Below are 13,006 nucleotides of genomic sequence, written 5' to 3'. Positions count from 1 at the left end.
CATCGCCAGCCCAGAAAGGCCCGCCCTTGAACGTGCACGTGCAATCGCAAGCGTCGTCGGACGATTTCTTCCTTCAGGGCGTGGGGTCGGCCGACCCGGCCGTGGCCGAGATCCTGGCGGGCGAGTTGAAGCGGCAGCAGGACCAGATCGAGCTGATCGCCTCGGAGAACATCGTCTCGAAGGCGGTGCTGGACGCCCAGGGCAGCGTGCTGACGAACAAGTACGCCGAGGGCTATCCCGGCAAGCGCTACTACGGCGGCTGCGAAGTCGTGGACGAGGTCGAGCGCCTGGCCATCGAGCGGGCCAAGCAGCTGTTCGGCTGCGAACACGCCAACGTCCAGCCCCACTCGGGCAGCCAGGCCAACCAGGCGGTGTTCATGGTCACCATGACGCCGGGCGACACCTTCATGGGCATGAACCTGGACCACGGCGGCCACCTGACGCACGGCAAGAGCGTCAACCAGTCGGGCAAGTGGTTCAGCCCCGTGGCCTACGGCGTGCGCGCCCAGGACCACCTGATCGACTACGACGAGGCCTACGAGGTCGCCAAGGCGAACAACCCGAAGGTGATCATCGCCGGCGGCTCGGCCTATTCGCGCCACATCGACTTCAAGAAATTCCGCGAGATCGCCGACGAAGTGGGCGCGATCCTGATGTGCGACGTGGCCCACTATGCCGGCCTGATCGTGGCGGGCGAGTACCCGAACCCGTTCCCGCACGCCCACATCGTCACGACGACGACGCACAAGACCCTTCGGGGTCCGCGCGGCGGCATGATCCTGACCAACGACAAGAAGCTGGCCAAGAAGATCGACAGCGCCGTCTTCCCGGGCCTGCAGGGCGGCCCGCTCATGCACGTCATCGCCGCCAAGGCCGTGGCCTTCGGCGAGGCGCTGAAGCCCGAGTTCAAGCAGTACGCCCGCCAGGTGATCGAGAACGCCCGCGCGCTGGCCGAGAGCCTGCAGAGCGTCGGCTTCAAGATCGTCTCCAACGGCACCGACAGCCACCTGATGCTGGTGGACCTGACGCCCAAGGGCGTCTCGGGCGCCGACGCCGAGATCGCGCTGGAGCGGGCCGGGATCACCACCAACAAGAACTCGATCCCGGGCGATCCCCTGCCGCCGATGCAGACCTCCGGCCTGCGCGTCGGCACGCCGGCCGGCACCACCCGCGGCTTCGGCCCGGGCGAGTTCCGGCAGGTCGGCAAGTGGATCGGCGAGGTGCTGGATGCGGTGGCGTCGGGCGAGGATCCGACGCCGGTCGAACAGAAGGTGCGCGGCGAGGTGCTGGCGCTGACGAAGCGCTTCCCCATCTACAGCTAATAGCGTTAAGTGGTCGGGAAGGGGGCTAGATATGCGCTGCCCGTTCTGCGGCCACGACGAGACCCAGGTGAAGGACAGCCGCCCGTCGGAAGACGGCGCGGCCATCCGGCGCAGGCGGCTGTGCCCGCAGTGCGAAGGCCGCTTCACGACCTTCGAGCGCGTGCAGCTGCGCGAGATCACCATCCTGAAGCGGTCGGGCCGGCGCACGCCCTTCGACCGGGACAAGCTGGCCCGGTCCATCTCCATCGCCCTGCGCAAGCGGCCGGTGGAGCCCGAGCGGATCGAGCGGATGATCTCGACCATCGTCCGCCAGCTCGAGAGCATGGGCGAAACCGAGCTGCCGTCCTCGACCATCGGCGAGCTGGTGATGAAGCAGCTCAAGCAGCTCGATGACGTGGCCTATGTCCGCTACGCCTCGGTGTACCGCGACTTCCGCGAGACCCAGGACTTCGCCCGGTTCCTGGGCGAGGAAGGCCTGAGCGAGGCCGCCGAATCCTGACGGAAGAGTCCTGACGAAGAGCGCCGGCCGGCTCGGGTATTCCTGCCGGCGCTCCCGTCGTCGCGGGCCTAACAGAAGGCCGGCGCAACCTCTTCCAGCCTGGCCCGGCCCGCGGGGCTGATCTCCCCCAGCGCCTTCAGGAAGCCCTGGTTGACGAGCGCCGAGCCCAGGAAGGTCCAGCGCTGGGCCTGGTGCTGGCTGGCGATGAACTGCGCGCGCTGGCCGCCGGTGAGCCGCCGGCCCGTGGCGCGCTCGAAGGCGTCGAGGTCGAGCTCGGCCTGCTGGGCCAGGCCGCCGTCGATGAAGGCGCCGATCCGCAGGAACTCCTCCACCGCCTGCATGACACCGTCAGGACCGGCCTTCTCGGCGAGTTCGTAGAAGACCAGGGCGTCGAGCTTCGCGTGCTGGGATTCCTCCATCCAGTGGTGCCGAAGGAGGCTCTTGATCTGCGGATCGAGCCCCTCGTCGTCCTGCACGCTCTCCAGCCAGTGCTGCTGGGTCGCCCATTCGATGGCGAGGACGAAGAGCGCGACGCCCAGCTTGCCGTGGCCGCGGATCGCGGCGCCGATGTCCTCGGCCGGGCCGATGACGCCGCAGGCCACGTCGAAGCCGTCGGTGAACGCCTTCCGGAACCGGACGAAGAGCTCGATGTGCTTGGCTTCCTCGTGGGCGAAGTTCTGCAGGGCCGCCGTGCGATGGGGGTCCTGGCCGGGCCGGGAAGGCACGTGCTCCTCGATCGCCGGCAGGATGCAGCGCTCGACCAGCTCGAACATGGCCAGGTAGCCGAAGCCGCGGATCTGGTTGAGCTTCAGCCGCTCGGCCGGGCTCAGGAAGTCCAGTTCGCCGGTGCGGGCGAAGGTCTCGGGCAGGAAGGGCTTGCTGAAGTCCATCGGCTTGTCGGGGCCGATGATGTCCTCGACGCGCCAGTTCACGCGCTTCGAGATCTCGAGCAGGCGCTCGTAGCTGTGGCCTTGGATCATAGTCGTTTCTCCTCGCGCGGCGCCGCGCCCTCCGAGGGCGCAGCCGCGGCGGGTGGAGCAGCCGCCGTCAGTTGTTGGCGGTTGTCGGGTCGATGATCTGCGGCACCTCGGTGATCCGGGTCACCGGGAAGCCGCTGAGTTCGGCGTGGGCACGGATCGTGTCCTCGCCGTCCGCGAGGTAGATGCAGTACGTGCGGTCCCCAGCGACGTAGCTGTGCTGCCACTGGATGTTTCCGCCGATCTTTTCGATCGCCTGGTTCGAGGCGCGGGCCACGCCGCACAGTTCGACAATGGACATGCCGCCTATGCCGGAGACGTCGCGCTCGACCAGGAAACGTCTGAGTTGGCCCATGGCGCCGCCTCGTGCACTTCCCTCGATGACCTCAGTGTCGCGTCGCTCGCAGAACGCTGCAATCTAAACAATCTGGCCATCACTAAAGGTTTTGCTTAGTAAGACTCCATGGTGGCGCCGACGTACCTCAGATCGCTCCAGGCGCTGGAGCTGGCGGTCCGGAAGGGCTCTTTCATCGCCGCCGCAGAGGCGCTGGGGATCACGCCCGCCGCGGTCGGCCAGCGAGTGAAGGCGCTGGAGGACTACCTGGGCGTCGAACTGTTGACCCGCGGGCGCTCGGGCCTGCGGCCGGCCCCTGGCCTCGTCCCGGCGCTGGCGCATCTGAACCGCGGGTTCGAGGAACTGGCGGCGGCGGCGCGGGAGCTTGAGCTGCAGCGGGGCCATGAGCTGCACCTGGCGGCGGCCTCCGACTTCGTCGACCTCTGGCTGGCCCCCAGGCTGGAGCGGTTCCGGGCGGCGCACCCGAACATCCTCTTCAACATCAACGGCGAGGGCGAGGCGCCCCACCGCATCGGCCGCGTCGACTGCGAGATCAGCTACGGTCCGCCGCGCGACGCCCCCAACTCCGACCTGCTGTTCCGCGACTATGTGCTGCCGGTCACCTCGCCCGAGAATGTCGAGCGCACCGCCGCTATCGCGCGCGAGATCCGGCTGGAAGGCTTTCCGCTCGTCCACCTCGACTTCTACAAGGACGACCCCGCCGGGCTTTCCTGGCCGGATTGGGTGGCGGCCAACGCCGTCCAGCGCAGCGCGCCCGAGCGCGGCATGCGCTTTCGGCGGATCACGGCGGCGCTGGACGCGGTCCGCGCCGACGCCGGCGTCACGCTGTGCGGCATGGCCCTGATCGGCGACCGGCTGGACGCCGGCGAGATCGGGCTGCCGTATCCGATATCCACCGGTCGCTGGAGCGCCCACGGCTTCCACGCCCGCTTCCGCGCCGATGTCGACGGCCGCCGGCCGGTGCAGCGGTTCCGCGAATGGCTCCTGGGCGAGGCCCGCGCCACGCGCGGCTGGCTGGCGGGCGCGGTGGGCGAGGCGCCCGACTAGCGGCTGTTCGGCCCCGCCTTGTCGCGCAGCGGCTTTCCGGCCATGAACGCACCCGAATGAGCGTCACCCTCAAGCTCGCCACGTCCCTCGACGGGCGGATCGCCACGGCGTCCGGCGAGAGCCGCTGGATCACCGGCGAGCCCGCGCGCCGGGCCGTCCACCAGCTCCGCGCCGAGCACGAGGCCGTGCTGATCGGCATCGAGACGGCCCTGGCCGACGATCCCGAGCTGACCGTGCGGCTGCCCGGCTGGAACGGCCGCCAGCCGGCGCGCGTGGTGCTGGACAGCCGCCAGCGGCTGACGCCCGGCTGCCGGCTGGTGACGACCGCGCGCGACATCCCGACCTATGTGGTGGCCACGAGCGCGCCGGATCCGGCGCTGACTGCGGCCAGCGTGCGGGTGGTCCAGGTTCGCGCCGTGGGCGAAGACCGGCCCGAGCTGAAGACGGTCGTGGCAGCCCTGGCCGCCGAAGGCCTGTCGCGGATCTTCGTCGAGGGCGGCGGCCAGGTGGCGGCGAGCTTCCTGCGCTGCGGCCTCGTGGACGCCCTGGAGTGGTTCCGCGCGCCCATCGTGATCGGCGGGGAAGGGCGGCCGGGCGTCGGCGCCCTGGCCGTTGCAGCGCTTGTGGATGCGCCCCATTTCCGGCGCGTCGAGGTCCGCGAACTGGGCGACGACCTCTGGGAACGCTACGAAAGGATCTAGATGTTCACCGGCATCGTCACCGACGTGGGCCGCGTGCGGTCTGTGCGGGAGACCAATCGCGACCGCAGGTTCGAGATCGAGACCGCGTTCGACACCTCCACCCTCGACATCGGCGCCTCGGTCAGCCACGCGGGCTGCTGCCTGACGATCGTGGAGAAGGGTCCGGGCTGGTTCGCCGTCGAGGTGTCGGGCGAGACGCTGTCGCGCACCACTCTCGATCAGTGGGCCGTGGGCCGCCGGGTGAACCTGGAGCGCGCCGCCCGGGTCGGCGACGAGCTGGGAGGCCACATCGTCTCTGGCCATGTGGACGGCGTCGGCGAGGTGGTGAGCGTCGAGAGCGAGGGCGGCTCGCACCGCGTGCGGATCCGCGCGCCCCGGCCGTTGCACCGCTACATCGCCGAGAAGGGCTCCATCGCCGTCGAAGGCGTGTCGCTGACGGTGAACGAGGTCGAGGACGACGTCTTCGGCGTGAACCTGATCCCGCACACCTGGGAGGTGACCACCCTGGGCGAGCTCGCGCCGGGCGGCCGGGTCAATCTCGAGATCGACATGCTCGCGAGGTATCTCGCCCGCTGGCGCGAAACCGCCTAAAGGGGCGGGAATGAGCGACCAACCCCTTCGCATCCTGATCGTGGAAGCGCGCTTCTACGACGACCTGGCCGACGCCCTGCTGGAAGGCGCCGTCGACGCGCTGAAGGCCTATGGCGCGGAGTACGACGTGGTGACCGTGCCGGGCGCGCTGGAGATCCCCGGCGCGATCGCCCTGGCCGAGGAGGCCGGGCACGGCCCGAGCGGCGTCCGCTACGACGGCTACGTGGCCCTCGGCTGCGTCATCCGCGGCGAGACCTACCACTTCGAGATCGTCTCCAACGAGAGCGCGCGGGGGATCATGGACCTGACGGTCCACAAGCGCCTGTGCATCGGCAACGGGATCCTGACGACCGAGGACGACGAGCAGGCCTGGGCGCGGGCCCGGATCAGCGAAGGCGACAAGGGCGGCGGCGCGGCCCGCGCGGCCCTGGCGATGGTGGCGCTGAAGCAGCAGCTGACGGCGGGCGGGCGATGAGCGCGGCCCGGGCATCCCGATCGGTCGCGCGCCTGGCGGCCGTCCAGGCGCTGTACCAGATGGAGGTCTCCTCCACCGGCGTGGAGGCGGTCATCCGCGAGTTCTCGGATCATCGCTTCGACCGCGACGTCGAGGGCGAGACCCTGGCCTCGGCCGACGAGGCGTTCTTCGCCGACCTGGTGCGCGGCGTGGTGCGCGAGCAGAAGCCGATCGACGCGGCCATCGTGAAGCGCCTGGCCCAGGGCTGGCGACTGGAGCGGCTGGACGCCACCGTGCGGGCGATCCTGCGCGCCGGGGCGTTCGAACTGATGCACCGCTCCGACGTGCCCACCGAGGTGGCGATCGACGAGTACGTCGAGCTGACGAAGAGCTTCTTCGAGGGACCCGAACCGGGCTTCGTGAACGGGGCCCTGGACGGCGTGGCGCGGGATGTCCGGCCTGGATGAGTTCGGCGAGATCGCAAGGCTCTTCCGCCCGCTGACCCGCGGGGCTCCCGGCGCGTTCGAGCTCAAGGACGACGCCGCCGTCATTCCCTCCCGGCCGGGGTTCGACCTGGTGGTCACCAAGGACGCCGTGGTCGAGGGCGTCCACGTGCCGAAGGGCGAGGCGCCCGACCTGATCGCGCGCAAGCTGGTGCGGGTGAACCTGTCGGACCTGGCCGCCAAGGGCGCCGAGCCGGCGGGGTGCCTGCTGGCCGTCGCCTGGCCGCGCGCCTATCGCCTGAAGGACCGGGAACGGTTCGTCCTGGGCCTGGCCGCCGATCTCGAGACCTACGCCTTGCCGCTGCTGGGCGGGGACACCGTGGCCATGCCGGACGGTCCGCTCACCGCCAGCCTGACCGCCTTCGGCTGGGTCCCGGAGGGGCGGATGCTGCGCCGCGGCGGCGCCCGCCCGGGGGACCTCGTCCTGGTCAGCGGAGCGATCGGGGACGCGACCCTGGGCCTGGCCGCGGTCCAGGGCGAGATCGAGGATCCCGACGGCTCGCTGACCTATCGCTACCGGCTGCCCGAACCGCGGCTGGACGTGCGGGCGGCGCTGCGCCGCACCGCCACCGCCACGGCCGACATCTCGGACGGGTTGATCGCCGACGCCCGCCACATCGCCGAGGCCAGCGAGGTGGCGATCACCCTCGACCTCGAGCAGATGCCGCTCTCCCGCGCGGCGGCCACCTGGCTGGAGGGGCAGCCCGACACCACCGCCGCCCTGCTGCGCCTCGCCTCGGGCGGGGACGACTACGAGATCGTCTGCACCGTTCCGTCGGGGGTTCGCAAGCCGGCCGGCTTCACCGTCGTGGGCAGGGTTTCGGAGGGGGCGGGCGTGGAGGTCCGCGCGCTGGGCCGCACACTGGAGGCCGGAGCCGGGGGCTGGCGGCACGGCTGAGGCCGCGCGGGGCTAGATGTACTCGAAGCGCACGGTGGACCGGCCGAAGTCCAACGCCACCTGCTCGAACTGCATCAGGAGGTCCATGCCGAGCACCAGCGCCGGCTTGTCCTCAAGGCCCCAGATCTTGAAGACGTGCATGTCCGCGTAGGTCACCGGCACGTTGCCCAGGTGCAGGCCGCCCAGGCGCAGGAACGGCAGGAAGACGCCTTCGCCGCGGAACACCTCGCCGGCCAGGGTCTCCATCCGGACGATCTGCGGCGGGTCCACCTTGCCGCGGCGCCGCTCGGACGCGCGGATGAGGTCCCGCAGCGGGCCGTTGCAGAGCGTGCCCTCGGCGCCGGAGTCGATCATCGCGCTGATCGGCGTGCCGTTCAGGTCGGCGTCGACGATGGTCAGCTGGCCCAGCCGCCGCCGGGCCGGGACCACCACGACCCGCCCCGGGTGGGCGTGGTCGGACTTCGACTTGGTGATCTCGATGGCGTTCTTCTTGAAGTCGAGCACCAGGCGCTGGCCCTTCAGCCAGTCGATCCCCAGGACGCCGTGCACCGCCGGGTCCTTGAAGGGCAGGGCAGGGGCCTGGACGCGCTTGCGGTTGCGCTTGCCGACCTGCAGGTCGTCGATGAAGAAGCTGGGGCGCTCGCGCACGCCGACAATGGTGTGGACCCGGGCGGGCGGGCCAGGGGTCAGCGCCAGTTCTTCGACCAGATGGTGCGAGACGCAGCTGACGTTGGCGCCCGTGTCGAGCAGGAATTGGTAGGGCCCGCGGCCGTTGACGATCACCGGCGCCATCATGTGGGTGTCGCGCCCCGCGACGGTGTCGAGCTTGGTGGGCTCCTCGTCGACGTCCGGGATCTCCGGCGGCGGCGGCTCCTGAGCGCGGGCGAGCCCGGGCGCCGCGGCGGCGGTCAGGAGACCGATGGCGGCCTGGCGTCTGGTCGGAGACATGGCTCCGGACCTCCTCCCAACATCTTCTTGTTGAAAATCATACCACCGTTCACCGAAGGCGCCCATGAGCGGTGGAGCCTGAAAGGATGATTCAACGAATCGGCCGCACCCTCGCGGCATGCTCCGCCGCGTCCTGATCGCCGCCCCGCTGATGCTGCTGGCCCAGGCCGCCGTGGCCGCCGACGACAAGGCCGCGGCCGAAGGCGGCCAGTACGTCGACCTCCTGCCGCTCGGCCTGCCGATCGTGGTGAACGGGCGGCTGGTGAACTACGTGTTCGTCCACGTGCGCATCAATCTCGCGGCCTCGGCCGATCCGCTGCGGGCGAGGGCCAAGGAGCCGCACCTGCGCGACGCCCTGGTCCGCGCCGCGCATCGCACCCCGTTCACGGTCGCCACCGACCACAACAAGATCGACACGGCCAAGCTGGCGGCCGCGCTGATGCGCGACGCCGCGACCATCCTCGGGCGGGGGCAGGTCAGGTCGGTGGCCGTCACCTCCCAGCAGCCCCGGCGCCGGGTGGCGACCCCCCGGGCCTGACCCGCAGTCCTCCTCCGGATTCCCGCGTTCGTCGGGCGCCGGTGCGGCATGTTGCGCGCCTCTCCAAAACCCGGCTAGGCTCCCGCTTCCGCCGGGCCCGTCAGAGGCGCCGGCGCACTTGGGGAAACGTACAGGGGGTGGGCTGCCGCCGACGGGCCCTTCCGGCCGGATCGGCGCCCCTCCGCGCAATCGCAAAGGGGTGCGCACGACATGAGTCTAACGCTTACGCTGGTGATCGCAGCCGGCTTGCTGGCGGTGCTATACGGCATCGTCCAGTCCAGCGCGCTGCTCCGGGCCTCGCCCGGCAACGCGCGAATGCAGGAAATCGCCGCCGCCATCCAGGAGGGCGCGCAGGCGTACCTCAACCGGCAATACACCACCATCGCGATCGTCGGCGTGGTGATCCTGATCGCCGCCTTCTTCCTGCTGGGCTGGGAAGCCGCCCTCGGCTTCGCCATCGGCGCCGTGCTCTCGGGCCTGGCGGGCTTCGCCGGCATGCTGATCTCGGTTCGCGCCAACGTGCGCACGGCGCAGGCCGCCTCCGAGAGCCTGGCCAAGGGCCTGTCGCTCGCGTTCCGCTCGGGCGCGATCACCGGCATGCTGGTGGCCGGCTTCGCCCTGCTGGGCGTGTCGGTCTATTTCGCGGTCCTGACCAACGTGCTGGGCTACGGCGTCACCGACCGGGTGGTGATCGACAGCCTGGTGGCCCTCGGCTTCGGCGCCTCGCTGATCTCGATCTTCGCCCGTCTCGGCGGCGGGATCTTCACCAAGGGCGCCGACGTCGGCGGCGACATGGTGGGCAAGGTGGAGGCCGGCATCCCCGAGGATGACCCGCGCAACGCCGCGACCATCGCCGACAACGTGGGCGACAACGTCGGCGACTGCGCCGGCATGGCCGCTGACCTGTTCGAGACGTACGCCGTGACCACCGTGGCCACCATGGTGCTCGCCGCCATCTTCTTCCGCGGCTCGGGCGTCGAGCTCGACATGATGCTGCTGCCGCTGGCCATCTGCGGCGTCTGCATCGTCACCTCGATCCTCGGCACCTTCTTCGTCCGTCTCGGCAAGAAGCAGAACATCATGGGCGCCCTCTACCAGGGCCTCATCGTCACGGGCCTGACCTCGATCGTGGCCCTCTGGTTCGTCACCCAGAACCTGGTGCACGGCGACGTGACCGCCGGCGCCTTCACCTTCGGCGCGACCGAGCTGTTCTGGTGCGGCGTCGTCGGCCTGCTCGTGACCGCCGCCATCGTGGTGATCACCGAATACTACACCGGCACGGGCTTCCGGCCGGTGAAGTCGGTGGCCAAGGCCTCGGTCTCGGGCCACGGCACGAACGTCATCCAGGGCCTGGCGATGTCGCTGGAATCGACGGCGCTGCCGGCGCTGACGATCATCATCGGCATCCTGGTGACCTACAGCCTCGCGGGCCTGTTCGGCATCGCCATCGCCACGACGGCCATGCTGTCGCTGGCCGGCATGATCGTCGCCCTCGACGCCTTCGGCCCGGTGACCGACAACGCCGGCGGCATCGCCGAGATGGCCGGGCTTCCCAAGGAGGTCCGCGTCTCGACCGACGCCCTCGACGCGGTGGGCAATACGACCAAGGCCGTGACCAAGGGCTACGCCATCGGCTCGGCCGGCCTGGGCGCCCTGGTGCTCTTCGCCGCCTACACCGAGGACCTGAAGTTCTTCTCGGCCAACGCCGCGCCGGGCTCGTTCTTCGAGGGCCTGGGCGCCGTGGCGTTCGACCTGTCGAACCCCTACGTGGTCGTCGGCCTGCTGTTCGGCGGCCTGCTGCCGTTCCTGTTCGGCGGCCTCTCGATGACCGCCGTCGGCCGCGCGGCCGAGGCCGTCGTCGCCGAGGTCCGGCGCCAGTTCAAGGAGAACCCCGGGATCATGACCGGGGAGGTGAAGCCCGAGTACGGCCGCGCCGTGGACATCCTGACCAAGGCGGCCATCCGCGAGATGATCGTCCCGAGCCTGCTGCCGGTCGTCACGCCGGTGCTGCTGTTCTTCGTGATCCGCGCGATCGCCGGCAACACCAACGCCTTCGCCTCGCTCGGGGCCATGCTGATGGGCGTGATCGTCACGGGCCTCTTCGTCGCCATCTCGATGACCAGCGGCGGCGGCGCCTGGGACAACGCCAAGAAGCTGATCGAGGAAGGCCACTACGGCGGCAAGGGCTCCGACGCCCACAAGGCCGCCGTCACGGGCGACACCGTCGGCGATCCCTACAAGGACACCGCCGGCCCCGCCGTGAACCCGATGATCAAGATCACGAACATCGTGGCCCTGCTGCTGCTGGCGGTCCTGGCCCACGCGGGCTGACCGGCGCAGACAGCCGAAACGACGACGCCCCGGAGAGCGATCTCCGGGGCGTTCTTCGTTGTGCGCCTCCGCGGGAGCGGAGAGGGCGACGCGCCTGGCGGCGGTCGCCCGAAAGGGACGCGCCCCGCCTAGCGGCGGTCGCCGGGGCGGCTGCCGGGCACGCCCTCGTCGTCGTTCGGCAGCATGCCGGCGCGGCCGACGCTGCCGAGCAGCTGCTCGAGGATGGTCATCTCGCGGCCGCGGGTCGGGGTCTCGCGCCCGTTGAACGCCACCACCTTGCCGTCCTTCAGCGTGTAGTTGTTCACCTCGGCGACGGCCTCGGACTCCTTGTCGAACACGATGGCCGTCACGTTCCGGGCGGTGACCTGCGGCTTGCGGAAGGCGACCCGCTGCTTCACCTGGTTGACGTAGAACCAGACGTTCGGGTCGAACGTCGAGGTGGCCGAGGGCGAGCCCAGCTTGGCGCGGACGGTCGACTTGGTGTCCGTCCCGACCTGGACGTCCTTGGGATTGGCGTCGATCGCCTGGAAGCCCGAGTAGGTCGTGATCGGGGCGCAGGCGGAAAGCCCCATCCCGGCGATCAGGCCGACGGCGAGGGCGGCGGGAGCGGCTCTGCGGAGCATTCGAAGGTTTCCAATCACCTGCAAGGCAAGAGGCTTTGACCTATCGTCGGCGGCCCCTTAGTTCAATGCCGCCCTTTAGCCGCCCTCCGGGGCGAAATCGAGGCCGTCCATGCTCCGAAGCCTGTTCAAGCCCCGGCCCGCCCGGCTCGCCGGCCGCGCGCTCTACGCGCGGGTCGTGGAGCAGTCGCGCACGCCGGCGCTCTACGCCGACCTCGGCGCGCCGGACACGGTGGAGGGCCGGTTCGAGATCTACAGCCTGCACGTCGTTCTCCTGCTGGAGCGCCTGCGCGGCCACGGCGAGGGCGCGGCCGAGGTCTCCCAGGCCCTGTTCGACGCCTATGTGAAGGCCCTCGACGACGCCCTGCGCGAGATGGGGGTGGGCGACCTGTCCGTCGGCAAGAAGATGCGCAAGCTGGGCGAGGCCTTCTACGGCCGGGGCAAAAACTACCAGGCGGCGCTGGACGCGCTGCCCGACCGCGGCCCGCTGGAGGCGATCCTGCGCCGCACCGTCTACGCCGACGCGTCCGATCGCTCGGCCGAACTCGCCGACTATGTCCTGGCCCAGCGCGAGGCCCTGGCCGCCAATCCGCTGGAGCGGCTCATCGAGGGCCATGTGGACTGGAGGACGGCGTGAACCGCGACTGGAGCAAGCCGCTGAAGCTGCATGAGCTGGCGCGCGGGCCCGTCCGGCTCGAGCTCGGCCCCGACGCGGAGGCGCGGACGGAGATCGCCCGGCGCCTGGGCCTCCGGAGCCTGCCGTCGCTCGCCGCCGAGCTGACCGTGAAGCCGTGGCTGGACGGCGCCGAGATCACCGGACGCTTCGACGCCGTGGTCGAGCAGGTCTGTGGCGTGACGCTGGAGCCCTTCGAGCAGCCGGTGTCGGGCGAGATTCTGGCCCGGGTCGTGCCTGCGGGCAGCCCGAACGCGCCGGACGCCGACAGCGGCGCGATGGAGCTCGACCTCGAGGCCGACGATCCGCCCGACGTGCTGGACGGCGACTCGATCGATCTGGCCGGCTATGTCGTCGAGCACCTGTCGCTGGAGCTGGACCCGTTCCCCCGCAAGCCGGGCGCCGAGTTCGACTACCGGCCGGCGGACGTCGAGGAGTCCCCGTTCGCGGTCCTGAAGAAGCTCAAGGACCCCGGCTCCTAGCCGGGTGGCGAGGTTTGCAGATGCGGGGCCGCCGCGTATGGTCCCGTTGATTCCGGCTTAGGCCGCC

The 13,006-nt window shown here is 70.4% G+C and carries 16 protein-coding genes; 12 read left to right on the top strand and 4 right to left on the bottom strand.

The genetic code is table 11. The features are described from left to right. Positions 1–32: 32 nt before the first annotated feature. Together glyA and nrdR are read left to right on the top strand one after the other, a co-directional pair. The gene (gene glyA / locus PHZ_RS09250; RefSeq protein ID WP_012522228.1) at positions 33–1,322 is read left to right on the top strand and encodes a serine hydroxymethyltransferase; all 1,290 of its coding nucleotides are present in this window, start codon (positions 33–35) and stop codon (positions 1,320–1,322) included. A 31-nt stretch (positions 1,323–1,353) separates the two neighbouring features. Then, positions 1,354–1,821 carry a transcriptional regulator NrdR gene (gene nrdR / locus PHZ_RS09245; RefSeq protein ID WP_012522227.1) on the top strand — a complete coding sequence of 156 codons (468 nt, stop codon included), beginning with the start codon at positions 1,354–1,356 and terminating at the stop codon, positions 1,819–1,821. A 68-nt stretch (positions 1,822–1,889) separates the two neighbouring features. On the opposite strand, the gene PHZ_RS09240 is transcribed toward nrdR, so the two are convergent. Both PHZ_RS09240 and PHZ_RS09235 read right to left on the bottom strand, forming a co-directional pair. After that, positions 1,890–2,801 carry a diiron oxygenase gene (locus PHZ_RS09240; protein ID WP_012522226.1) on the bottom strand — a complete coding sequence of 304 codons (912 nt, stop codon included), beginning with the start codon at positions 2,799–2,801 and terminating at the stop codon, positions 1,890–1,892. A 67-nt stretch (positions 2,802–2,868) separates the two neighbouring features. Next, a complete protein-coding gene (locus PHZ_RS09235) occupies positions 2,869–3,153 on the bottom strand; it encodes a DUF4242 domain-containing protein (RefSeq protein ID WP_012522225.1) in 285 nt (94 codons plus the stop codon). A 108-nt stretch (positions 3,154–3,261) separates the two neighbouring features. Here PHZ_RS09235 and PHZ_RS09230 point away from each other — a divergent pair, with 108 nt between their 5' ends. From PHZ_RS09230 to thiL, 6 genes are read left to right on the top strand one after another with little or no spacing between them, the layout of a single operon-like run. Continuing rightward, on the top strand, positions 3,262–4,200 hold the full coding sequence (locus PHZ_RS09230; RefSeq protein WP_012522224.1) for a LysR substrate-binding domain-containing protein: 939 nt from the start codon (positions 3,262–3,264) through the stop codon (positions 4,198–4,200). A 56-nt stretch (positions 4,201–4,256) separates the two neighbouring features. Then, positions 4,257–4,901, top strand: a complete 645-nt coding sequence (locus PHZ_RS09225) for a RibD family protein (protein WP_041373390.1) — start codon at positions 4,257–4,259, stop codon at positions 4,899–4,901. Continuing rightward, positions 4,902–5,492, top strand: a complete 591-nt coding sequence (locus tag PHZ_RS09220) for a riboflavin synthase (protein WP_012522223.1) — start codon at positions 4,902–4,904, stop codon at positions 5,490–5,492. Positions 5,493–5,502: 10 nt separating this feature from the next. After that, the gene (locus tag PHZ_RS09215; RefSeq protein WP_012522222.1) at positions 5,503–5,967 is read left to right on the top strand and encodes a 6,7-dimethyl-8-ribityllumazine synthase; all 465 of its coding nucleotides are present in this window, start codon (positions 5,503–5,505) and stop codon (positions 5,965–5,967) included. Next, positions 5,964–6,413 (top strand): transcription antitermination factor NusB, encoded by a 450-nt coding sequence (gene nusB, locus PHZ_RS09210; protein ID WP_012522221.1) that lies wholly within the window; start codon positions 5,964–5,966, stop codon positions 6,411–6,413. Before PHZ_RS09215 ends, nusB begins: the two co-directional genes overlap by 4 nt. Continuing rightward, positions 6,397–7,347: a thiamine-phosphate kinase gene (gene thiL, locus PHZ_RS09205; protein ID WP_012522220.1), complete on the top strand. Its 951-nt coding sequence runs from the start codon at positions 6,397–6,399 to the stop codon at positions 7,345–7,347. The genes nusB and thiL overlap by 17 nt, the downstream gene beginning before the upstream one ends. A 12-nt stretch (positions 7,348–7,359) precedes the next feature. Here thiL and PHZ_RS09200 read toward each other — a convergent pair whose 3' ends face one another. Further along, positions 7,360–8,295 carry a retroviral-like aspartic protease family protein gene (locus PHZ_RS09200; protein ID WP_012522219.1) on the bottom strand — a complete coding sequence of 312 codons (936 nt, stop codon included), beginning with the start codon at positions 8,293–8,295 and terminating at the stop codon, positions 7,360–7,362. Between the two features lie 118 nt (positions 8,296–8,413). Between PHZ_RS09200 and PHZ_RS09195 the strand changes: the two genes are divergently transcribed. Next, positions 8,414–8,833: a hypothetical protein gene (locus PHZ_RS09195; RefSeq protein WP_012522218.1), complete on the top strand. Its 420-nt coding sequence runs from the start codon at positions 8,414–8,416 to the stop codon at positions 8,831–8,833. Positions 8,834–9,043: 210 nt separating this feature from the next. Beyond that, a complete protein-coding gene (locus tag PHZ_RS09190) occupies positions 9,044–11,164 on the top strand; it encodes a sodium-translocating pyrophosphatase (protein ID WP_012522217.1) in 2,121 nt (706 codons plus the stop codon). 128 nt (positions 11,165–11,292) lie between these two features. On the opposite strand, the gene PHZ_RS09185 is transcribed toward PHZ_RS09190, so the two are convergent. Next, positions 11,293–11,787, bottom strand: a complete 495-nt coding sequence (locus PHZ_RS09185) for an outer membrane protein assembly factor BamE (RefSeq protein WP_041373389.1) — start codon at positions 11,785–11,787, stop codon at positions 11,293–11,295. 109 nt (positions 11,788–11,896) lie between these two features. Here PHZ_RS09185 and PHZ_RS09180 point away from each other — a divergent pair, with 109 nt between their 5' ends. Both PHZ_RS09180 and PHZ_RS09175 read left to right on the top strand, forming a co-directional pair. Then, the gene (locus tag PHZ_RS09180; protein WP_012522215.1) at positions 11,897–12,421 is read left to right on the top strand and encodes a ubiquinol-cytochrome C chaperone family protein; all 525 of its coding nucleotides are present in this window, start codon (positions 11,897–11,899) and stop codon (positions 12,419–12,421) included. After that, on the top strand, positions 12,418–12,939 hold the full coding sequence (locus PHZ_RS09175; RefSeq protein ID WP_012522214.1) for a YceD family protein: 522 nt from the start codon (positions 12,418–12,420) through the stop codon (positions 12,937–12,939). The genes PHZ_RS09180 and PHZ_RS09175 overlap by 4 nt, the downstream gene beginning before the upstream one ends. Positions 12,940–13,006: the final 67 nt, after the last annotated feature.

This window comes from Phenylobacterium zucineum HLK1 (genome assembly GCF_000017265.1).
In the GTDB taxonomy this organism is placed as follows: domain Bacteria; phylum Pseudomonadota; class Alphaproteobacteria; order Caulobacterales; family Caulobacteraceae; genus Phenylobacterium; species Phenylobacterium zucineum.
The sequence above is the reverse complement of the archived record's forward strand: the minus strand, read 5'-3'. Positions and strand labels throughout refer to the sequence as shown.

Excerpts from the sequence above, each read along its gene's own strand:
- nrdR (WP_012522227.1), top strand. The coding sequence starts at position 1,354 with ATGCGCTGCCCGTTCTGCGGCCACGACGAGACCCAGGTGAAGGACAGC.
- PHZ_RS09240 (WP_012522226.1), bottom strand. The coding sequence starts at position 2,801 with ATGATCCAAGGCCACAGCTACGAGCGCCTGCTCGAGATCTCGAAGCGC.
- PHZ_RS09235 (WP_012522225.1), bottom strand. The coding sequence starts at position 3,153 with ATGGGCCAACTCAGACGTTTCCTGGTCGAGCGCGACGTCTCCGGCATA.
- PHZ_RS09230 (WP_012522224.1), top strand. The coding sequence starts at position 3,262 with ATGGTGGCGCCGACGTACCTCAGATCGCTCCAGGCGCTGGAGCTGGCG.
- PHZ_RS09225 (WP_041373390.1), top strand. The coding sequence starts at position 4,257 with ATGAGCGTCACCCTCAAGCTCGCCACGTCCCTCGACGGGCGGATCGCC.
- PHZ_RS09220 (WP_012522223.1), top strand. The coding sequence starts at position 4,902 with ATGTTCACCGGCATCGTCACCGACGTGGGCCGCGTGCGGTCTGTGCGG.
- PHZ_RS09215 (WP_012522222.1), top strand. The coding sequence starts at position 5,503 with ATGAGCGACCAACCCCTTCGCATCCTGATCGTGGAAGCGCGCTTCTAC.
- nusB (WP_012522221.1), top strand. The coding sequence starts at position 5,964 with ATGAGCGCGGCCCGGGCATCCCGATCGGTCGCGCGCCTGGCGGCCGTC.
- thiL (WP_012522220.1), top strand. The coding sequence starts at position 6,397 with ATGTCCGGCCTGGATGAGTTCGGCGAGATCGCAAGGCTCTTCCGCCCG.
- PHZ_RS09200 (WP_012522219.1), bottom strand. The coding sequence starts at position 8,295 with ATGTCTCCGACCAGACGCCAGGCCGCCATCGGTCTCCTGACCGCCGCC.
- PHZ_RS09195 (WP_012522218.1), top strand. The coding sequence starts at position 8,414 with ATGCTCCGCCGCGTCCTGATCGCCGCCCCGCTGATGCTGCTGGCCCAG.
- PHZ_RS09190 (WP_012522217.1), top strand. The coding sequence starts at position 9,044 with ATGAGTCTAACGCTTACGCTGGTGATCGCAGCCGGCTTGCTGGCGGTG.
- PHZ_RS09185 (WP_041373389.1), bottom strand. The coding sequence starts at position 11,787 with ATGCTCCGCAGAGCCGCTCCCGCCGCCCTCGCCGTCGGCCTGATCGCC.
- PHZ_RS09180 (WP_012522215.1), top strand. The coding sequence starts at position 11,897 with ATGCTCCGAAGCCTGTTCAAGCCCCGGCCCGCCCGGCTCGCCGGCCGC.